Below are 20,822 nucleotides of genomic sequence, written 5' to 3'. Positions count from 1 at the left end.
CTGACGCCGCGCTTGCCGACGCTGCGCATGGCATTCCTCCCCTCCCGACGGGGCGGCCCCGTGGCCCGCCCGGTGACCTCAGCGTCGGCCGCCGCCGACCTTGGCGGTAGGGCCATCGGCGATCGAAGGCGTTCGAAGTCGTTCGACACCGTCGGTCACCACGGCGGCGCGTCGCGGCCAGAGGGGCGCGAGAGCGAGGACCACGAGGGCGCCCGACAGTCCGCTGAATCCGATGACCGTGGTGGGCGTCCACCGGTCGGCGGCCAGGCCCGCGGTGACCATCGCCAGGCCCTGGAACCCGCTCAGGCCGGTGATGGCCACGCCGAACGCGCGTCCCCGCAACTGCGCGGGCACGGCCCGGCCGAACAACGCGTTCAACGGGACGGCGAAGGCGCTCGCGGCACCGGCCAGCAGCAACAGCGTCAGCACCAGCCACAGCGGTGGAACGAGCCAGACCGCCGCCAGCACCCCGGCGGACAGGACGGCCAGCGGCAGGATCAGCCGCGGCCGGACCGCCGGCGGACAGAACCGGGTCAGGGCCACCCCACCGAGGGCCATCCCCGTCGGCGCGGCGGCCAGCAGCAGCCCGACGGTGCCGGCCCCGCCGCCGTACTGGCGGGCCAGCGGCGCCATGAGGCCCTCCGCCGCGTAGGTGAACGAGCTGGCCGTCCACAGGACGAGGACGTAGGCGCGTAGCCGGGGGTCGGTGCGGATGATCCGGAGGCCCGCGGCGCGGTCCGGACGTGCCGGGCCCGCGGCCGGGCGGGGGGCGGGGCGGCGGCGGACCCCGACCATGATCAGTAGTGCGGAGACCAGGAACGTGCCGGCGTCCACCAGCAGCGCGCCGCGCAACGACAGCAACGCCACCAGGCTCCCCCCGACGGCGAAGCCCACCACCTGCACCACCTGGGCACAGATGTTGTCCACGCCGTTCGCGACCGGGTAGCGGTCACCGTCGAGCACCTCGGGCATCAGCGCCGCCCGCGCGGCGACGAACGGAGGCCGCAGCAGGTTGACGAGGAACAGCAGGACCACGAGGGCGGGCGCGGCGACGTCCGGCAGCGCCGCCAGGGGGATGAGCGCCGCGCGGGCGAGGTCGCACACGACCAGGACCCGTCGTCGCGGGAACCAGTCGGCCAGGCCGGACAGCAACGGGCCAGCCGTCAGCCAGGCGAGGTAGGAGCTGGCGTACGCGGCCGCCGACAGCGCCGCCGAGCCGGTGCCGGTGTACACGACGTACGCCACGGTGACGGCCGTGATCTGGTCACCCGCCAGCGACAGCAGGTACGCCCCGAACAGGTAGCGGTACTCGCGCACCGCGAACACCTCTGCGTACGTCGCGGCACGCTCGGTCACGCCGGCCCCCGTCCTGCCGTCCACCGCCGCCAGCGCGATGGTCGGCACAGACCGTATCGGCGCCGGCGCGGTCCGGGACGGGACCGGGCGTTCGGGGTCGTTCGAATCCGTTCGGACGCACGCCTCCGGCCGGTACGTCGTCTGGCAGCCGCCGACCAGGTCATATGCGGCAGAGTCGCTGCGTCACAGGGTGCTGGAGTTGTTCAGCCGGTACTCGACCCACGCGACCGACACCTCCACCCCACCCGGTGTGGTGTCCCGGCTGAGTTCGGCGCGCCACGCGTCCTCCAGACTGGTGGAGATGCGGGCGCCCAGCACCTCGGCCTTCGTGTCCGAGTGCCTGCCGAGGATGTTCCGCGGCAGGGTTATCTTGCCCCGCCCGCGGAGGGTCGATTCGCCAACATCCCGGCACACCAGGTAGTCGAGGTTAGGTGCGGCTTCGATCCGGTCGGCGCCGGACGGGTTGGTCGTGCCGCTGACCGCCTTCATGAAGGCGGTCAGCGGCACGACCAACCCGTCCGGCCCGACGGCCCGCCAGGAGAACCAGAGCGGGATGCGATCGGTGTCCGAGCCCAACCAGACGGGCAGGGGCGGCCCGGTGAGGGTCTGGTAGTCGCCGGCCCGTTCGGTGAGGCCGGCGGCCGTCTCCCGGTCGGGGTTGTTGACGCGGTTGCCGGTCAGCAGGGGCAGAATCCTGGGGAGGATGTCCTGGGGTGCGTTCGTCCGGCCCTCGACGTCGTCCCCGTGAGCGGATCGGATCTGCCGCCGCAACTCCTCCGCGAACCCCTCGACGCCGCCGCGCGGCATTTCGTTGACCGCGAGTTGCAGGTGGATGAAGGCGAGGTCGTCGAGGGAGATGATCGAGCAGGCCAGGACGCCCAACTCGGGGAACTCCCGGAGGTAGGACATGATCGCGCTGGTCGATCCCACGCGGGCGGGGCCCACGAACGTGACCGGCAGGCAGAACGTCGGCTTGCCGGACGACCGGCGACGGGCCTGTTTCTCGACCTTCCGGCCCTGGTACGGGCTCACCAGGTACCAGTTGCCCTGCCGGTAGCCGACACGACTGTCGGCGAGCCAGAAGCCGTAGCCCCGCTGGTCAGCGAAGTCGGCGATCGTCTTGGCCAACGCGAGGCGCCGTTTGCTGCCCGCACCGCGCAACGCCATGGAGAAGCGCAGCGCGACGGCGGAGGGCACCGGCCAGTCGCGGGGCTCGGCCCCGGCCGGCATCTGGGCGGGGCTCTGCACCGACAGCAGCGGCGCCTCGTGCTCCGTCGCCGTCCGCGAGATCTCCGCGACCAGCTCGGCGATCGCGCGGGGCTGGAAGCTCGACCAGGCCGGGGTGTCGTCCTCGATGAGGATCAGACCCTCGAACCGCTGCGCCGACTCGTAGATGAAGGTGGGGTTCGGCCACGCGGTGCTTTGGAACACCTGCAGGTCATGGGCCACATGGTCGACGCGCAACGCCACCGGGAGGTCGCTGCCCTGGTGCCGGCTCTGCATGACCCGCGGCAGCGCCCCGGCGTACGTGCCGATGACCAGACCCACCCCGTTCGCGGCCGTCGAGAGGGTCTCCCGTGGCGCCTCTTCCGGTGCCAGCGGGTCGTCGCCGTCGCTCGGCCTCGCGTCGGCCGTCGAGCCAACCGTCCGCGCACGCGGAATCTTCTGTTCGAACAGCTCCCGCAGGTAGCCGGTCCGGTCACGGATGTGGTGCACCTCGAAGTTCACCTGCATGAGGGACTGCCGGGCGATGAGGAAACCGGCACGGGCGAGATCGGCGAGCGCGGCCAGAGAGGCGTGGTCGCCAGCCATGGTGTGATCCCGAGGACTGGAACACGGCGTCCATCGACGCGGTGGCGCCGCTGGTTGGACGGAGCCAGCCCGGCGCGGACAGCCGGACGGGTGCGAGTTCCCGCTGCCTGACGAGCCGCCACCGCAGCCAGGCGGCAGCGACCAGCGGGAGGGCCGTGGCCATGCCGAGCACCCAGTTCAAGGCCGCTTCCTGGACGCCGGCGGCCACGGCAGCGGAGGCGCCGACCGCCGCGCCGATGGACAGGTGCGCAAGCCATCGGGTCAGCCTCCGCAGGTGGCCGAGGATGGTGTGCCGCAGCGGCAGGTCGAGCCTGGTGTAGAGGAATCCGGGCACGAGCAGCAGCACGGCCACGATCGCGTCCGCGTCGGACGCGCCCACGCTCGCGTTGCCGTAGGGCCAGACGCGCCCTGCCAACAGCGCGCTCATCAGCCAGATCGTGCAGGACACGGCGACCGCGAACGCGATGACACTGCCGGGACGCGCACCGGTGGCGTCCCGGAGCACGAGCGTGCACTTCACCGAGGTGTTCCCGTTGGTCCAGGGAAGTGCGGCGCTGCGGCGCCAGTACGCGTGGGCTCGACTGCTCGCCGGGTCGTTCTCGACTGTCAAGAATCGTTAGAAGCTAGGGTCGATGTTGCCGACACGAACGTCGATCTAGGGGGACGGTTCTGATGGTACGGCGTAAGGCCCGGGCGGGGAACCGGGGCCGGTTCGACAGCAAGGACGCGCTGCTGGCCGGTGGCGTAGAGGTGCGGGCGTTGCGGTATCAGCGCGCGAGTCAGGACAAGAAGGAGCAGGGTAAGAGCGTCCACGACCAGGGCGTGTTGAACCTGGCGGAGATCACGAAGCGGTCCTGGACCGATGCGGGGTCGTTCACCGACAACCACCGCTCGGCCAGCCGCCGCGCTACGAAGGAGCGTGAGCAGTTCGAGTTGCTGATCGAGCAGATCCGCGCGGGCAAGGGTGACGTGCTGGTGGTCTGGGAGATCTCCCGCAAGGAACGGGACCTCGCGGTGTTCGTGAAGATCCGCGACATGTGCTACGAGGTCGGCCTCTACTTCTGGCTCGTCGGCGGCGTTCTGTATGACCTGCGGGACAAGAACGACCGGATGATGCTCGGCTTCCAGGCCGTGCAGGCGGAGTGGATGGCCGACTCGATCCGCGACAACGTGCTGCGCGGCATCGTCGGCGCCGCCGAAGCCGGCCGCCCACACGGAAAGATCACCTACGGGTATCGGCGGATCTACGACCAACGCACCAAAGCCCTGCTACGCCAGGAGCCCGACACCGAGGCCCGCACCGCGGTCGCCGCCGATGGGACCGTCACCGAGTACTCGCACGCGCAGGTGGTGCGGGACAACTTCCGCAAGATCTCCGAAGGCATGCCCCTCACCGTCCGGGAGGCCGAACTCAACCGCCTCGGCATTCCTGCCTCGCAGGGCGGGATCTGGCGGCGCGGGATCCTGCGCAAGCAACTGATGAACCCGGCCTACATCGGCAAGCGGGTGCTGCGTGGAGAGATCGTCGGCGACGGGATCTGGCCGCCCCTGGTGAACGAGGAGACGTACTGGTCGGTGGTGCGGATGCTGGGCGACCCGTCCCGCACGACGACCCGCCCGGCGCGGGCGGTGCATCTGCTGTCGTACATCGTGCGCTGCGGCGTGTGCGGGGGTCCGTTGTCGTCGCAGCGGCTCAACCGGCACGGCTGGACGGGGCAGGTGTACTCCTGCCTGCACAAGCGGTGCACCGCGGTGAAGGCCGAATTCCTCGATGAGTACGTGCAGCGCACCGTGGTGGCGTGGCTGTCCCGACCCGACGTGCACGACATCCTCACCGCCGCCAGCGCCACCGACGAGGAAGTCGCCCACGCCCGCGCCGAAGCACAACGACTGCGCGGGGAGTTGGAGGACTGGCGCAAGCTCGGGGAGGAAGGCGAGGTCACCGCGATCGCCTACGCCCGCGCCGAGAAAGGCCTGCTGGCGCAGATCGCCGAGCACGAGCAATGCGCCGCCGACGCCGGGATCCCCGCTGTGCTGCGCGGACGCATCGGCGACCAGGCCGTGCAGGCGTGGCAGGACCTCGGCGACGACATCCCCGTCAAGCGGGAGATCATCCGCCTCGTCGCCGACATCAAACTCCTGCGCGCAGGGTTCAAGGGCGAACGCCGCACCTTCGGCCGCCACCGCCTCGACTGGCGGTGGAAGTTCGGCCCGCAAGACCAGCAAGCGGCCTGAACTCGGCGAATGCTGAGCTAGGAGCCGTGAAGGGCGACTTGACCTGCGGGATGAGTTGAGTGTCGATGGTGTCCGCCGCCTGCCCATCGGGCGGGCGGCGTGATCTCGTCGACGGAAGGTGTCCGGCTGTGCCCCGCGAACGACTCAGCACCTTGGCCGTGCTGCCCGACGATGTCACCAATCCGCTGTTGTGGCGGCTCGCCTTCGACGTCACCGCCGCACACCAACCCGACCAGCGCGGCGACTGCCGCAACCTGCAGATACAGCCCGCGAGGAACTGGACCTAGAAGGTCGGGAACAACCGGTCGGGCTGCGCCGCCGGTGTCGCCAATCGCACCACTGCTTGACAACCTCGGCGGAGCCGATGGCCGTAAAGCCCGGCGTGTCCGACACCCGCCCGGCCCGATCCGCACGGTGAGGCCTAAGCAGGCCAACATGTGGCCGGGGGCGTAGGCCGGCCGAACTACGATCTTGAAGCGCGCCGATGATGACCGAACTTCCTACGGTCGGCCGCCAGATCAAGACTGGTGCGTAACCCCAGGTCAGCGCGTTGCGACGCACTTGCCGACTGCAACTTTCTCATTCTGTCATTGATTCACTACTATGAGACGTGCTTCGATGGACGGCGTGCCGTAGATCACGGCACTCGCAATCGAGACGGGGAGGTGACGATGAGGATCAAGAACCTCATCGCGTCGGCCATGATCGTAGGGACGGGTCTGGTGCTCGTTCCGGGGACCGCGAGCGCGGCCCTGAGTGACTGCGACGCGGCCTACATGTGCCTGTGGGGCAACAACGACTTCAAGTGGATGCTGACCGAGCGCGGCCAGGGCTCATCCACCATCCTGAACCTGAGCGGCGACGCCAACGACGAGATGGACTCCTGGGCGAACAAGTCCACGACCCACTCCGGTTGCATGTGGAAGGACGCCAACGGGTCCGGGGACGACCAGACGTTGGGGCGTAACCAGAACGACAGCAACGTGGCTCCGGCCAACAGCGACGAGGTGTCGTCCTGGCGTACGGCGTACAGCTGCTGAATAGTTGACTCCGTGATGTCACCACTCATCCGTACGCAGAAGGTGCGCAAGGCCTACCACTCTGAGGTGGAGACCGTGTGGGCCGCACGAGACGTGGACTTCGAAGCTCGCCCGGGTGAGTTCGTGTGCATCTATGGTGCCAGCGGCTCAGGTAAGTCGACGCTGCTGAACCTGATGGCCGGCCTGGATCTCGCCGATTCCGGCGAGATCCAGGTCAGCGGCATCGACGTCACCACCGCGAACGAGAGCCAACGCGCGCAGCTGCGGCTCGAGACGGTGGGCGTCGTGTTTCAGGAGCACAACCTGATTGAGGAATTCACGGCCGTGGAGAATGTCGCACTGCCCTCGGAGGCGCGGGGCGTACCCGCCGAGGCTGCGCGATCCGAAGCCACGGACCAACTGCGCCGAGTAGGGCTGGAAGGCCTCGACAACCGGCTACCCCGACAGTTGTCCGGTGGACAGCGCCAACGGGTAGGGATCGCTCGGGCGCTGACGGGGCAGAGAGCAGTTCTCCTGGCTGACGAGCCGACCGGGGCGTTGGACTCCGCCGCCACCCAAGAACTGTTCGCGCTCATCCGCTCCTTGTGCGACCAGGGAGTCACGGCCGTGGTCTGCTCACACGATCGTCGGTGCCGCGACTACGCCGACACCCGCTACGAGATCATCGATGGACGCTTGGAAGCCCGTTCATGACCGAAGCAAGCTCTCCGGCGTCTCACGTGGCGCACCTGCGTTTCGTCCTGCGGCTCGCCCGGCGTCTCATCCGCTCCCGCGAGCTGGCCCGGTCAGCGTCGATCGTCTTTGTCGCCGGCCTGGCCATCATGGCGATGTTCGTCACCCTGCGGACGCTGTCCCTGTCGGGCGCTCAGATCGCTGACCGGGACCTGGGCCGGTTCGGCGCCTCCGTCGGCTACGGCAGCATCGTGCTGCCACCCGGAGAAAACCAGTTCGCGTCGGACGTGCGGGCGCAGGCTCTACGCGCCGGACTCACCGACTTCGAGGTCATGCTCAGCGCGTCCTCCACGCAACTGGCCACCACTCCCGCACGTAGCGTGCCTATGCTGGAGGCATCCTGGCAGGATCAGCCCTTCCCTGATCGGTACGACCTGCTGTCCGGTCGGTGGCCGACCCGACCAGGCGAGGTAGTCCTCACCGAGCCCCAGGACGCCCCAGAGACTGCCGACGGCACCCTACCCCTGCTGGGCGGCAAGGTGACGTTCACCGTCGTCGGCACCGCTGAGGACCAGTTCGCCCGTAGCACGAACCTGCTGGTCGCCCCGGGCACCTGGGCATCGCTGGATCCCAGCCTCGCCCAGGGATTTCCGGTGCTGGGCGCTCAACCGTTGCTGCTGTGGTCAGGGGGCGACGCCGAAAGCGCCGTGACAGCCTTCACCACCGCGATAGGCGACTACACACGGCGGTCGCCCACCGTCACCGAGGGGGCGGACGCCCTCGTGGTCGGTGGCACACTGCGGTTCCGGGAGCAACTCCTCGAGCGGCCCGAGCGCACCTCGATCGAGCGCACACCTGCCGGCTACACCATTCCGTCGCTGCTGCTACCCGTCGCGGCTGTCCTGCTCGTGTTCGGACTCAACAATCGACGGTTCCGACAGACATCGACCAGACTCGTGGCTATCGGCGTACGCCCAGCGACCGCCGCCGCTGCGCTCGCCATCGCCGCTTCAGCCTGGTGCGCAGCTGCGGCCGCGGCCGGAGCGATCCTCGGGACAGCAATCGGTGGGGTGGCCAGAGCGGTCATCGCGCAGCTGCGCGACTGGCCGCCCGGCCCGATCGAGGGACTTGCCGCGCCCCCGTTGCAGCTGCTCGCACTGGTCATGCTCACCAGCGTGGGCGCCGGCGCAGCGCTGGCCCGCAACAAGGAACAAGTCAGCTCTGCTGTGGCTCCTCGTTCCCATCCAGAATCCCAGACGACATCTACAGCTCAGCGACACATCCGAGATGCGCGGCACCTCCTCGCCGTCGCCGCATGGTGCGCCACCGTCGCATACGCCGTACGAGTCGATTCTCCGGCCAAAGCGATGATCCTCACCGGCGTGCTCACACTCGCGGTGCTACTCGTCATTCCCGACGTGCTCGAGCTGGTGCTGCGAGTGCTGCCCGAAGGCGGGCCACGCCGCCGCCTTGCACTTCGGCAACTCGCGGCCGACAAACTCCGCGCCGGAGCGATCGTCGCCATCCTCACGGTGCTGCTGGGCGCATCCATGGGCTTCCTGACGCTGCTCGACACCCTCATTCGCACCACGGATCAGCAGGCTTACCCCGACGCGCTACCCGGCCAAGTACTCCTGGCCGACCGCGCCAGCAGCACACTTCCCCCACCAACGGCGCTACTACGAGCCGTGGACGCCTCCGGCCTCGCCGACGGGCTGCCCCGTGCGGAACTGGCCTACCTGTTCACCACCGACGAGTCCGGCATCCCGACACGGTCAGTCACCCGCGACGGCCACAACGGCAACCTTCTTGCCGTAGAGACCGCCGGCCAGGTCGAACAGTTGATCGGCCACTCCCTCAACCCCACGCAACGCGCTGTGCTGGCTGAAGGCGGACTGCTCGTATGGGCCGACGCACCCGACGCACCAACGCCTACCACGCGCCTTGCCGTGAAGGAGGGCGACAAGGTCACCAGCCAGACCCCTGAGCTACCCGTAGCCACCGTCGACGTGCCACTCGTCGAATGGCGCACCGGCACCGACGGCGTGATGCTCCGCTCTACGGCGGACAGCCTGAACCTACCCGTGCCGCGGAACACGCCCCTCATCATTACTGAGGTCTCCGATAGCGCAGCCAGGGCCATGCAAGAGGCCGTCGGCCGTGCAGGCATCGATGCGCAAGCAGTCCGGATCTACGTACCACCCAAGCCACCCGTTCCAGCCGCTGCACTGCTAGCCACCGCCGCTGGGCTGGTGATCCTCGTGCTCACCGCCGTGTTCTCCGCTACCCGTGCCCAGACCCGCACGCTACGCGGCTACCTGACCCGCCTGGTATCCATCGGCATTCCCCCCACCTGGGCACGTCACGTCCTGCTCTACCAGTACGGCATTCTCATTGCTACGAGCACCCTGCTCAGTCTGATCATTGCCCTGCCGCCCACGGTGGTCATTGCCCTGCGAATCTCCGGCTTCGTCCTCAGCATCCCCTGGGCGCAACTGCTCACCCTGCTTACAGCGATCTACCTAGCCACTGCCCTGGCCGCGCTCCGCTCCGCCCTCAGCCTCCGAGCCCGCGAGCAACTCGGCACAGGTATCTGACGCCACAGACACCGCAACGGCGAGGTCGACGACGGCAACGTGGAGATGAGGCCGGCCGACATCAACTGCCAGGTCAACTGATTGGCGTAGTAGGTGACCGGAAACCGAGTGGCGGACGACCGCAGGGAAGCCCAGCCCGGCCTGGAACGTGGTGCCCGTGTCTTCGCGGGCACCATGTTCGCCGCTCTCTACGGTGAGCTGTCGCCGCATCCGTGGCGCGGTCCGGACGAGGACCAGGACGCGTACATCCCGTTCCACCAGAGGTCGCTGGCCATGGGATGGCTCGCCGACACCTCCACCACTGCTTCCCACGACCGCCGCGGACAGGCGGCGGGCGGCGCCGGGTCTGTAGGGCATGAACGACGCCGGACCGGAACATCCCCTTGCCGACCCGGCGGCGCCACTGGTCGCCTGGTTCCAGGTCGCCGTCGACACAGTGGCCGACGACCGACCCCTGCCCGTGCAGCCGTTCCTGCGCTGCGCCGGGGACGTCGCCGCGCGCATCGGCGACCTCGATCTGCCGGCGGTGCAGGTCCTGCTGGCCGTCCAAGCTCTCGACGTGCCGTCGCTTCCGACCGCCAGATGGTTCGAGGGCGGCGATCGGCACTCACGGACACCGATACGGGTGACGCTGGACAGCGGCCAGAACCCGTCCCTGCCCGCGGCGGCCACGCACCTGCGCGAGGAGATGAACCGGCTGGACCAGCGCGTGTTCGCGTGCGAGTCGCACTCCGACACCGACCATGACCCCAAGGCGATGCGTCCCCCGTTCGACAGCGGCTTCTGGAACGGCCCACCCCGGCACCGCGTGACCTTCTCCGGGACACTCGCCGAATGGTCACTGGACGCGCTCGGCTGGCTGGGCGGCTTCCTCGCCGACCTGAGCGCCCAGGACGGCATCACCACGCCGGTCCTGCTCACCGTCACCCGCTCCTAGCAACCCGAAGCCGCCACAACGTGGCCAGACGCTGAGGGTTGGCCCGCCCGTCTCACTATGTGGACGTCTTGGAGGCAAACTTTTGCCCGCGCAGAGTGGACGCGTCGGCACACCGACGGACCCCGGCGGACTCAATAGCACTTAGCCGGACCGTTGGCAAGACTCGGTGGCCGATCCGTTGCCAATCGGGGTTTGACTCCACCGGATCGCCGAGGCGTAATGGAGACACGTTCCCGCAGCGCCGACCGGCGCGGTCGGCCACACATGCAGCGGGCAGGCACCCCACAGGGTGCCTGCCGTTGTTCGTGCCGACACCGCGAAGGGACGTGCAGAGATGGGAGGCCCCCACATGAAGGACCGTTCGTCGGCGAGTTGAGCCGCCGCAACCACCTGAGCGCTGCTGTGGGCGCTGCCGGTGGTGAGTCTTGATCCTCTGTGGCTCGGCTAGGCCGCCTGCCCTGTGTCCGCCCGTGTTGACCACAGCCCGCTGTGCGGGTTGTGGCGACGCCTGCTGCCCTGCTGCCTGCCCCTGCGCGGGGTCTGGCGTGTTCGTTGACTCGACCATAGTGACATTTGCCGTCCCCCTGCACCTACGAGGGGTCCGCCCAGCCGGGCGTCGCCCGGCAGGGTCGCGCCTGCCCGGACACCGACCGGAAGCCGGGCAGGCGCGGCCTGGGACGGACCTGAACCACCTGAAGTCAAACTTTTCAACCACTTCCTTGGGAGCAGAACGTGACCTCAACCACCAACCACACGGAGGCGGCTGCCATCGCGGCCCGCCTCCGGAAGACGACGCTGAACGCGGCCGTGCACGCGCCGCCTGAACCCAGGTGGTGGGCCGTTGGCGACACCTGACCGGCGAACCGCCCGCTCACCTGCCCGCCCGGGCTCGGGGCGGGAGCGGTGGGAGGACCGCGTCCAGGTGGCGATCATGTTATTGATCGGTGGGGCGGCCGGCGCGGCGTCGTTCACGCACGTGCATGACGTCGCCGCCGGGCACGGGCAGCCGGGCTGGCTGGCCTGGGCCGACGCGATCGTGCTGGAGCTGATGTCGATCGCCGCCGGGCTGGAGTTGCGCCGCAAGCGGCGCCTGGGCAAGCCTGTCGCCTTCCCCGCCGCGGTGCTCGTGGTGGCGGTGTCGCTGTCGCTGGCCGCGCAGGTCGTGGAGGCGGAAGCCTCGGTGATCGGCTGGATCGCCGCCGCCCTACCGGCCCTCGGGTTTCTGGCGATGGTGAAGATCGCCCTCGGCCGCACCGAAGCCCATCCGCCCAACCAGACCGCTCACGACGAACGGACGAAGCCCGGACCGCCGCCCGCTGTCGACGCGTCGGTCCCGGACACCAGAGCACCGGTACCCGTGACCGCCACCGCGGTCCCGGACTCGCCGACGGCGGTCCCCGCCGTCACGGACCAACCTGCGGCGGTCCCGGACCGCCCGGACCGTCCGGACCGCGAGGCGTGGACCGACCAGGGCGGTCCGGAGGTCGCCGCGTTGGTCCCGGCAGCCCGGACCGCCGCCCGCACCCTCACCGCCGAAGGGACACCGCTGTCCCGCAAGGCCCTCGCCCGACAGCTCCGCGCCGACGGGCACCAGCTGTCCAACGCCACCGCCTCAGCTCTCGTACGCGTCCTACGCGCCGAGACCACTGCACCCGCACCGGATCTGTCACACCGGGAGGCCGCGTGACAGAACTTCGACCGCACGCCGCCTGTCAGACCGGCCCACCGCTGTCAGACCCGTGCCTGTCAGGAGACCCGGCAGCTGACACAACCTGACCAGACCTGTCAGCGCGTGCCCGCCCGCCCAGCGGCCGGCGCCGCACCGCACACCCACTCACCTCTACCTGACCTTGGAGCAGCAACAATGATGCCGCAGTACAACGCTCACCTTCGTCGACTGTCCCGTCACCGGCGAGACTCACACACACTCCCGCCTGCTTCTCACCCCGAACTCGGTGTGCCCGGCGGTGTAGGAGTCAGCGTCGCTCTCCGTTCTACCGTCCGCCTTGATCCTGACCCCCAACCGGACCCCCCACAGCCGCTCACAGCCCAGGTCAACCCCACTCTCAGCGATCCGACTCCGCTCCAGACAGACCCTCCAGTCTCGGGTCCCCCCCCAGGGGCTTGTGCTCATGGGTAAACACCTACCGACCGCGGATCCGCTGCTGCGCCTGCAGGCCAGCATCACCGCCCGCGACGACCGCCTCCTCGGCTGGCTCTACGACCACGGCGTACTCACCACCGACCAGATCGCCGCCGCCCTGTTCCCGTCCCTGGACTTCACCCAACGCCGGCTACGCCGCCTCACCGCCTTGCGGGCGGTGGACCGGTTCCGGCCCAACAAGGCTGACGGAGGCTCCCACCCCTACCACTACGTCCTGGACCAGCTCGGCTACGACCACGTCCACGCCCAACGCGGACTCCCACGAGGCCGCCGGGACCAGGCCCGCCGCCGCAAACAATCGCTGACCTCTCGGCCGGACCTGCCGCACCTGCTCGGCGGCAACCAGGTCTTCATCGACCTCGCCGCCCACGCCCGCACCCACCCCGACGGGGACCTCGTCCGGTGGCAGCCCGCGTCGGCCTACCACGAACCCGGCACCCTGTACCGCGAGGGCGGGGACCCGCAGATCATCATCGCCGGGGCGACCGGTTTCCCCCGCCCGGACGGGGCCGGGGTGTGGACCGAGCGAGGACGGTCCGTGCCGTTCTTCCTCGAGTACGACACCGGAGGCGAAACCTGCAGGTCCTCATCGACAAGGTCATCAAATACGAACGGCTCTATACCATGAGCACCTGGGCGTGGCCGGTGTTGTTCCATCTCCCGTCGGCACGACGGGAGGCGAACCTGCACCACCGGATCGCCGGCATCGGCCTCGAGACGATCGTCGCCACCACCACCGCCGAACTGCGCGCCGCACTCGCCGCCAGCCCCGCCGAGCAGGTCTGGCAACTGGTCGACCGCGCCGGCCGTCACCGCCTCATCGACCTGCCCTACACCGACACCCGCCACGACAACGAGTTCCCCACCCATACCGCGCCCGACCAGGAAGACCGGGTCGCCTGATGCGGGCGGGGCGGAGCACACGGCGCGCACGGGCGTCCCACTCGCCCACACGCCGCCGAACCCGCCCGTGCCCGCCCCCAACCGGGGGCAGCCGTCACCGCCCGCCCTGCGGCCCGCACCGAGGCGACCGGGCCGGGCTGCGCGTCGGGCGGCAGCGGAGCGGCAGTTCCCGGAAGCTGTCAACGACTGTCACCGGACGCTGTCCGGCGACAGAGCCCACGACCGCCCGGCCCACTCACACCAGCGGCTCGCCCGTTGTGAGTCGCTGTGAGTGGCGCACGTCTTCACCTCCACGGCCACCGGAGCTACAGTCCGCGGCCCTTCACCGACGCCGACCCGCCGCCGCCCGCAGGCTGCGCGATCCGGCGATCGATCTTCAACGAGTTCCCACCACCGCGAAGGAGGTCCCCATGGCCCCACACCACGTCCTCACGCCACGAGCCGTCCTGGGAGGGACATGGCCACACGCCGTGACCAGACATCACGCGCGAACACACCACACCCGTCGCCGCCGACCCCGCCCACGCGGACAACCGACGGCGAGGCCCCGACCGCACACCCCGACACCGACCCTCCCGTCCTTCCGGGAACGCTGTCGATGGCCCGCTACCTGACCGACCCCGCCACCGAAACCGAGATCCAAGCCCTCGCCGCCGAAGCCGGCCTCCCCACCGTCGACCAAGCCGCCACCCTCGCCCGCCTACTCCGCCTACACCAACCCGCACCACCACGCGCCGCGTGACCTGCGCCCGCCCCCAGGGGGCGGGCGCAACCCCCTTCACCTGCCCGCCGACCCCATGGGAACTACATCGCTGGGCGGCGACCCTCGCCGCGCGGCCACACTACGATGCGGGTCGTGGACACCCCACGCCGACGCGAGCACGCCCACTACCTGCCGCCCCAGCTGCGTGGCCAGGAGATCGCGCCGGGGCAACTGCTCGCCCAGCCCCGTGAGGGCTACGGCACCGTCTACCTGCACAAAGGCCGCGACCTGCACCGCCGTGTCGTCTGGGTCGCCACCTGGATAGATGAGGTCCCCGGCCGAACCACCGGCATCGACCAGATCGAAGGCACCCGCGAGGCCGTTCTCGCGTGGGTCCGATCCCGACCGGCCGCCGCTTACCTGATTCCCGCCGCAGACGGGCCGGGGTGGGTGCCGATGCCCGACAGCGACGATGACATCGACCTGCCACCCCTCATCGACTGACAGTCTGTGCGACCAGTCGCCGTAAGCGGTCACTTCGAATCGGAGAGTAGTCTTCCGGGTTTGTATAGCACCTCGCTCCGTATCCTGAGCGCTGAGATGCGCAGCGAGGAGCCATGAACCTGACGATCACCACAAGCGGCGAGTGCCCGCTCGTGCGCTTGAGCCTGACCGGCCGACTCGGCACACCGACGAGCGGGCTCGTGTACGACGCCGTGCTCGCCGCGCTGCGCGCCGACACCGTCCGCCACGTCGACCTCGACCTCGCCAACGTGACCCGCTTCGATCCCGCCGCCACCAGCACGCTGGTGGCCTGCCACCGGGCCGTGCACGTGCGCGGCGGGATCCTGCGGCTGGTCAACATCCCGCCCACAGTCCGGCGGCAACTGTTCACCGCCGGACTGCTCGGCCTGCTCGATGGAGACAAGAGCCCCGTGCAGGCCCCGGCTCAACCCGCATAGACCAACGCGACGGTTCCGCGGCTGAGCGACCGGCCGCTATCGGCGACCGCGGCAGTGGTTCGGAACAGACTTCAGGATCGGAGCTCGACGGTTGCGTACGGTTCCCACACGTACATCCCCTCGTCACGGTTGAGGATGATGAGCTGGCATGAGTTGATCACGGCGTTTGCGCTGGGCTTCGGAGCGGACGAGAGGGCCTCGATCAGCGGAGCCGCAGGACCGTCGGTGTTGGTGTAGGCCAGGCTCAGATGAGGGTTGTAAGGCTCGGCGGGCTCGGGTACTCGGTCCTCACCCCAGACGTCTGCGATGGCGCTACGGATGGCGGCGCGTAGCCGTCGCACGGATTCGACGGGGTCGACGGCGATCTGGATGGATTCGGGATCGACGTGGGGAGTGCCGATGGTGAGCTTGAAGGGCGACAGGCGCGCACAGCGATCCTTGGCGGCGGCCACGATGGCGTCGACATCGTCGGTAGCAATGTCCTGCACGAAGCCGATGCCCTGCATGGTGAGGTGAAGCCATCGGTTCGGGATGACGTCAAGGCTTGGCTGCGAGGACAGCAGGGCTCGGTACTGGTCAGCGAGTTCCTCAACCTCGGGTTGACCGTCGAAGGTGATGTGCCAGGTGTAGAAGCGGGAGCCGATCCCCCAACCCGGTCGCCAGTACCAGTGGTTGCGGACCTCGGTGGCGTGCGGTGCTGCCATTGGTTCTCCAGGTCGTCAGGGGAGTTGGCGGGCGGCGCCGGTGGCGCAGAACTCGGTGATCGCTGCTTGGACACTTCGCGCCTCGAAGCTCGTGCGCAGCGACGGGTTGCCGGCGAGGCTCCGGCCAACGCCACGCAGGCGGTGCACCAGTGGGTCAAGCCGCTGTTCGGGCGGCAGAGCGAGCACTGGAGACAAGACCGAGACCGCGCCGTCGAGGCTGCCGGCATTGAGATGCGCGGCGGCGGCCCAGATGCGGATCTGGGCGAGCGTGCCGTAGGCGACCGAGGAATCTGCGGCGGCCTGCGCGAGAGCGTGCTCGGCGTGCTCGGTGGCGCGGGCGGCCTCACCGATGCGAAGCAGCACCGAACCAGCGTAATTGTGCTGGCGCACCAAGCCGCAGGCCAGTAGTCCACCCACCGGATCGCCGCTAACGTGTTGGCGGGCTTCCTCAGCCCGCCGCAGCGCCGCCCTGGCCGGGTCGGCAGCGCCGATCTCCGCCCAGGCGTCTGCTTCCTGGCACGCCAACATGACCGCCGCGCTTCCCTCGGCAGCGTGGCCGAAGCCGCGCACGGCGGCGTTCGCCGCGTCCTCGAACCGTCGCTCCCACAGGTGAATCTTGCTGACCGTGGACAGGACCCAGGCTCGGAGCGTGTTGTCGCGGACGGTCTCCGCGCACATCCACGCGGTGCGCGCCTGCGACTCGGCTGCGGCCGGATGACCGAGGTCCCCGGCCATCCAGGCAAGCAGCGTGCAGAGGTACCCCGCCCAGGTGTAGAGCTCCCGAGACTGATCAGGGTCTTGACGCCCCGTCTGCAGAAGTCGAAATACGCGGTCCGCCAATAGACCTGCCCGGGCGTAGACGACGACCGGCGGCTCGGTCAGATAGTCGACGGCGATCCTGCGGGTGGAGGCAGCGACATCATCAAGGGTGAAGGGCCCGACGTTGGAGGCTTGCGCCCATGCGCCGAAGCTCGCCGTACGTTCTGCCACCGCTATCACCAATTCCGTCTCGTCCTGCAGAGCGCCGAGGTCCCACCGCAGCGGCTCAGCCATCGCGCCAGGCGGAGCTTGGGGTGTGACGGATCGGCTAGGTATCGGGGCGGCGTTCCGGCCGCTCAGAACCTCTCGGTCCGCGTCCGGCATAGAAGTCAGATCGTCCAGGTCGACCAGGCAACTCGGTTCGGTCCCGAAGACCTGCGCCAAAGCGCTCAAGGCGGCCAAGGTGGGCCGACGACCGCCGAAGGGCCACCGCTCGTAGTCGCTGATACGCGCCCCTGTGAACGTAGCCGAACCGGTACCGTTGGCGTTCAACTTCTCTGCCACCGCGTCCTGGGTCCACCCGTGCGCCTGTCGAAAGGCATCCCGGGGGCGCAGACCGAACCGTCGCTGCAACTCGGCGGCGATGGCTGCCGGCGTCGCGCCGAAACCGGCCAATGTCTGGCGCACGTGATCGCGCTGCGCCTTGGTACCAGTTGTTCTTGCCATCGCGGTCACCTCCTACGTGCAGCCTCCCCGTCGCACGGTATCGCCCCTCTTACCGGAACCGGTACGGGTCACGGCGAGGCCACCGGCCCTCGGGTGGGTAAATTCTCGCTAGTTGATCAAAATCTGTGCAGGTCACGGGCGCGCGTGGCTGGGGGAAAATCTCACCACTCCTGGGGATCCATCTGCATGGATGTGCTTGGCAAGCTTGCCGCACCGGATCACCGCCGATCCGGACGTAGCCACCGCGACGAAATACATCGAGTGGCTGCCAAGCAACGCCAATCGCGGATGCCCGCTGCCGTCAAGTCCTTCTCGACGGCGACGCAGACGCCTTCCCGCTCCGTACTCGCGCTTCTCACCTCCGTGGGGATCCCCGATGACAACTTCGAATGACCTGACCCGGTACGGCTATCGGCAGGAGTTGAGCCGCCAGCTTCGATTCCGTGATCTCGTCGCGTACGGCCTGGTGTACATGGTGCCGATCGCGCCGATGGCGATCTTCGGCGGCGTTTACGCCGGCTCCGGCGGCATGGTCGCCCTCGCCTACGCCATTGGTGTGGTGGCGTTGGTGTTCACCGCGTTCTCGTACGCGCAGATGGTGAAGGCGTTTCCGATGTCGGGCAGTGTCTACAACTACGCCGGTCGGGGCATCAGTGCGCCGGTCGGGTTCCTGGCCGGGTGGGTGATCCTGCTCGACTACGTGTTGGTGCCGGGCCTGTTGTATCTGGTGGCGTCGGTGGCGATGCACGCCACCGTGCCAGCGGTGCCGGTGTGGCTGTGGCTGCTCGGGTTCGTCGTAGTCAACACGATCATCAACTCGGTCGGCATTCGGATGACCGCGGTGGTGACCCGGGTGATGCTCATCGGCGAACTGGTCGTGTTGGCGGTGTTCCTGGCCGTCGCCGGCTGGGCCCTCGCCTCCGGCAAGGGGCGGTTCAGTTGGGAGGCGTTCTACAACTCGGACACCTTCACCTGGTCCCTCGTAGCGGGGGCGGTGTCCATCGCCGTCCTCAGCTTCTTGGGCTTCGACGGCATCTCCATGCTGGCCGAGGAGACCCGTGACGGCGCCCGGCAGATCGGCCGCGCGATGGCCGCCGTGCTCGTCCTGGCGGGGGTGCTGTTCATCGCGCAGACGTGGCTGGCGGCGATGCTCGTCACCGACCCCGACGCGCTGCTGGCCGAGGGCGATGTGAACGGCACCGCCTTCTACGATGCCGCCGCCGTGGCCGGCGGTGGCTGGCTGGCCACCCTGTGCGCGGTGGCGACCGCGATCGCCTGGGGGTTGCCGAACTCGATGGTCGCCCAGGTCGCCACCTCGCGACTGCTGTACGCGATGGCCCGCGACCGGCAGCTTCCCGCGTTCTTGGCGAAGGTGTCGGTGCGCCGCAGCGTGCCGATCAACGCGACCCTGCTCACCGGCGTCGTCTCCCTCGCCTTGGGCCTGTACATGGCCACTCGGGCGGACGGGATCACGCTGCTGTCGTCGCTGATCAACTTCGGGGCGATGGTCGCCTTCCTCGTCCTTCATGTCTCCGTCGTAGCGCATCACTTGATCCGCCGGCGCAGCGGGAACTGGTGGGCGCACATGGTCCTGCCCGGGATCGGGTTCGCGATCCTCGCCTATGTGGTGGTCAACGCCAATATCGCCGCCCAGCGCCTGGGTCTGGCCTGGCTCGCCCTCGGCGTGATCGTCCTGGCTGGCCTCTACATCGCCGGTCGCCGGCCTGTGTTGTCCGGCCTGGCACCGACCCAGCCGGCCGGGCGTGACATGGAGCGGGTGTGATCGCCGTGAGCACGTTCACCTACCGGCCCGCCCGCGACGAACTCGCCTACACCTTCGGGGGCCGTCTCCCGGTCGCGCACGTCCGCTCCGGCGACATCCTCGAAGTGCATACCGAGGACTGCTTCGGCGGCCTCGTGCGCGGCCCAGCCGACCTGCCCTCGCAGGTGTGCCGCATGCCGTACCTGAACCCGGTGTCCGGGCCGTTCTTCGTCGAGGACGCCGAACCCGGCGACACCCTCGCGGTGCACATCACCTCGATCGATCCCGCCCGAGACTGGGGTGTCTCCGCGACGTTCCCGTACTTCGGGGCGCTGACCTCGACCTCGCACACCGCTACCCTGCAGGCACTAGGTATCAAGATCGATATTGCCAATGTCCTGCCCGACGTCGTCATAGCAGACATCGGTGCCGAGCCTGTCCAGTTCTGGATCATCGAGGCCGTCGCGACAGACGGTCCCGTCTCCACTGAACGCCGCAAAGCACTGTTGGCCTGGGCCGCCCAGCAGAACATCAAGGCGGACCGGTGCTCGTTCCTCACGGCCTTCCTGTCCAGAAACGCCAGCGCCGCAAAGAGACGACTGAAGGACCTCGCCTCAGGAACCTGGGCCTGGTACGCAGACGAACCGGGCAACGAACTCGCCTGGTACAAACTGATGCCGGACGCCGACGACCTGTAGGCTTGTTGGCCTGACGAGAAGGTATAGCCGCCGCTCGCCGACACCAGCGACTTTCTTCCCGTGCCCTTGCCATTGTCCTCAGCCTGGGTCTGCCCAGTCTCGATAGGGCGCGCCACGCGCCTCAGCCTTCAGTCGTCCTCGTCAAAGATGCCCGCGATCTGCTCCGCAATCTCCTCGACGGAGTGATGCGCCGTGCTCAGGCCGGCAAGGTCAGCCAGAAAAGGACTGAAGTTCCCCAGGTCCTCAAAGGAAACGTCGTGCAGGATGGGAATTACCCGCTTTCTGCTCGTCAACAAGGCCCCCAGCTCTTTCTCCGTCCAGTGACGCCCAGTCAGGAACGTCGGCGTCACTAGGATCAGTCCGACGCTGCACCGCGCGATCCCCTGGTCAATTTGACGGGCAAGGCTATAACCAAGACGCAGCTTCGCGAAGTCCACCCATACCTCGAGCCCGCAGTCGTTCAGCGCGCCATGCAGAGCGGCGGCAGTCTCAGAGTCAGCCGACGCGTGGGAAAGGAACACGTCACAACTACGATCAGCGACGTCTGCGAGTACGGCATCGCGCGCTTCATCTAGGAGCGCGTTCTCTGACGGCGTAAACGTCGAGGGCCTCGGCGTGCGGCCCTTCCGCTGAGCGGCTTTCAACTCGCTTTGTGCTCGCCGACTCGATTGATCAAGCCTTCGAAGGTCTGACTGGAGTTTACGGCCCGCGCTCTCTACCTGGCGTGCCTGTGACTTCAGCCTGTTCGCGGCGGACCGTAGCTGGGAGGGATTGAAACGTCTAACCATTCTC

Annotated in this window: 18 protein-coding genes and 1 pseudogene; 13 read left to right on the top strand and 6 right to left on the bottom strand. The window is 68.7% G+C overall.

From position 1 onward, the window contains the following. Positions 1-78 precede the first annotated feature (78 nt). The 3 genes from D7I43_RS20840 to D7I43_RS32495 form a co-directional block, all read right to left on the bottom strand. The gene (locus D7I43_RS20840; protein ID WP_204985249.1) at positions 79-1,356 is read right to left on the bottom strand and encodes an MFS transporter; all 1,278 of its coding nucleotides are present in this window, start codon (positions 1,354-1,356) and stop codon (positions 79-81) included. Between the two features lie 183 nt (positions 1,357-1,539). Continuing rightward, positions 1,540-3,168: a hypothetical protein gene (locus D7I43_RS20835; RefSeq protein WP_120330216.1), complete on the bottom strand. Its 1,629-nt coding sequence runs from the start codon at positions 3,166-3,168 to the stop codon at positions 1,540-1,542. After that, positions 3,056-3,595: a hypothetical protein gene (locus tag D7I43_RS32495; protein WP_147427272.1), complete on the bottom strand. Its 540-nt coding sequence runs from the start codon at positions 3,593-3,595 to the stop codon at positions 3,056-3,058. Before D7I43_RS32495 ends, D7I43_RS20835 begins: the two co-directional genes overlap by 113 nt. Positions 3,596-3,840: 245 nt before the next feature. Here D7I43_RS32495 and D7I43_RS20825 point away from each other — a divergent pair, with 245 nt between their 5' ends. The 11 genes and pseudogenes from D7I43_RS20825 (at position 3,841) to D7I43_RS20770 (ending at position 15,381) form a co-directional block, all read left to right on the top strand. Beyond that, complete coding sequence (locus D7I43_RS20825; protein WP_120330214.1) at positions 3,841-5,403, top strand: recombinase family protein; 1,563 nt, start codon at positions 3,841-3,843, stop codon at positions 5,401-5,403. 128 nt (positions 5,404-5,531) lie between these two features. Continuing rightward, positions 5,532-5,690, top strand: a complete 159-nt coding sequence (locus tag D7I43_RS20820) for a hypothetical protein (RefSeq protein WP_240033074.1) — start codon at positions 5,532-5,534, stop codon at positions 5,688-5,690. Between the two features lie 384 nt (positions 5,691-6,074). Then, positions 6,075-6,443 (top strand): peptidase inhibitor family I36 protein, encoded by a 369-nt coding sequence (locus D7I43_RS20815; RefSeq protein WP_147427271.1) that lies wholly within the window; start codon positions 6,075-6,077, stop codon positions 6,441-6,443. A gap of 15 nt (positions 6,444-6,458) precedes the next feature. After that, a complete protein-coding gene (locus tag D7I43_RS20810; RefSeq protein ID WP_240033080.1) occupies positions 6,459-7,136 on the top strand; it encodes an ABC transporter ATP-binding protein in 678 nt (225 codons plus the stop codon). Then, complete coding sequence (locus D7I43_RS20805) at positions 7,133-9,712, top strand: ABC transporter permease family protein (protein ID WP_147427270.1); 2,580 nt, start codon at positions 7,133-7,135, stop codon at positions 9,710-9,712. The genes D7I43_RS20810 and D7I43_RS20805 overlap by 4 nt, the downstream gene beginning before the upstream one ends. Before the next feature lie 355 nt (positions 9,713-10,067). Next, entirely contained in the window at positions 10,068-10,649 is a 582-nt protein-coding gene (locus tag D7I43_RS20800; protein WP_204985248.1) for a hypothetical protein, read from the top strand. A gap of 922 nt (positions 10,650-11,571) precedes the next feature. Beyond that, the gene (locus D7I43_RS20795; RefSeq protein WP_420870225.1) at positions 11,572-12,336 is read left to right on the top strand and encodes a DUF2637 domain-containing protein; all 765 of its coding nucleotides are present in this window, start codon (positions 11,572-11,574) and stop codon (positions 12,334-12,336) included. Between the two features lie 445 nt (positions 12,337-12,781). Beyond that, positions 12,782-13,716: pseudogene (locus D7I43_RS20785) on the top strand (replication-relaxation family protein). 598 nt (positions 13,717-14,314) lie between these two features. Beyond that, positions 14,315-14,458, top strand: a complete 144-nt coding sequence (locus D7I43_RS33720) for a hypothetical protein (RefSeq protein WP_228543157.1) — start codon at positions 14,315-14,317, stop codon at positions 14,456-14,458. Between the two features lie 114 nt (positions 14,459-14,572). Further along, on the top strand, positions 14,573-14,923 hold the full coding sequence (locus tag D7I43_RS20775; RefSeq protein WP_147427269.1) for a hypothetical protein: 351 nt from the start codon (positions 14,573-14,575) through the stop codon (positions 14,921-14,923). A 113-nt stretch (positions 14,924-15,036) separates the two neighbouring features. After that, a complete protein-coding gene (locus D7I43_RS20770) occupies positions 15,037-15,381 on the top strand; it encodes an STAS domain-containing protein (RefSeq protein ID WP_120330207.1) in 345 nt (114 codons plus the stop codon). A 71-nt stretch (positions 15,382-15,452) separates the two neighbouring features. Here D7I43_RS20770 and D7I43_RS20765 read toward each other — a convergent pair whose 3' ends face one another. Both D7I43_RS20765 and D7I43_RS20760 read right to left on the bottom strand, forming a co-directional pair. Then, entirely contained in the window at positions 15,453-16,085 is a 633-nt protein-coding gene (locus tag D7I43_RS20765) for a 2'-5' RNA ligase family protein (RefSeq protein ID WP_120330206.1), read from the bottom strand. Between the two features lie 15 nt (positions 16,086-16,100). After that, positions 16,101-17,570, bottom strand: coding sequence for a helix-turn-helix domain-containing protein (locus tag D7I43_RS20760; RefSeq protein WP_120330205.1), 1,470 nt, complete (start codon positions 17,568-17,570; stop codon positions 16,101-16,103). 376 nt (positions 17,571-17,946) lie between these two features. Here D7I43_RS20760 and D7I43_RS20755 point away from each other — a divergent pair, with 376 nt between their 5' ends. Both D7I43_RS20755 and D7I43_RS34125 read left to right on the top strand, forming a co-directional pair. Next, positions 17,947-19,353 (top strand): APC family permease, encoded by a 1,407-nt coding sequence (locus tag D7I43_RS20755; protein WP_120330204.1) that lies wholly within the window; start codon positions 17,947-17,949, stop codon positions 19,351-19,353. Continuing rightward, a complete protein-coding gene (locus D7I43_RS34125; protein ID WP_120330203.1) occupies positions 19,350-20,030 on the top strand; it encodes a BsuBI/PstI family type II restriction endonuclease in 681 nt (226 codons plus the stop codon). The genes D7I43_RS20755 and D7I43_RS34125 overlap by 4 nt, the downstream gene beginning before the upstream one ends. 128 nt (positions 20,031-20,158) lie before the next feature. Here the strand turns inward: D7I43_RS34125 and D7I43_RS32770 are convergent, their stop codons facing one another. Further along, positions 20,159-20,551: a toll/interleukin-1 receptor domain-containing protein gene (locus tag D7I43_RS32770; RefSeq protein ID WP_158610122.1), complete on the bottom strand. Its 393-nt coding sequence runs from the start codon at positions 20,549-20,551 to the stop codon at positions 20,159-20,161. Positions 20,552-20,822 lie beyond the last annotated feature (271 nt).

The organism is Micromonospora globbae (assembly GCF_003610785.1).
GTDB classification, from domain to species: domain Bacteria; phylum Actinomycetota; class Actinomycetes; order Mycobacteriales; family Micromonosporaceae; genus Micromonospora; species Micromonospora globbae.
Note: the sequence above shows the minus strand (reverse complement) of the source record. Positions and strands in the feature narration are given on the sequence as shown.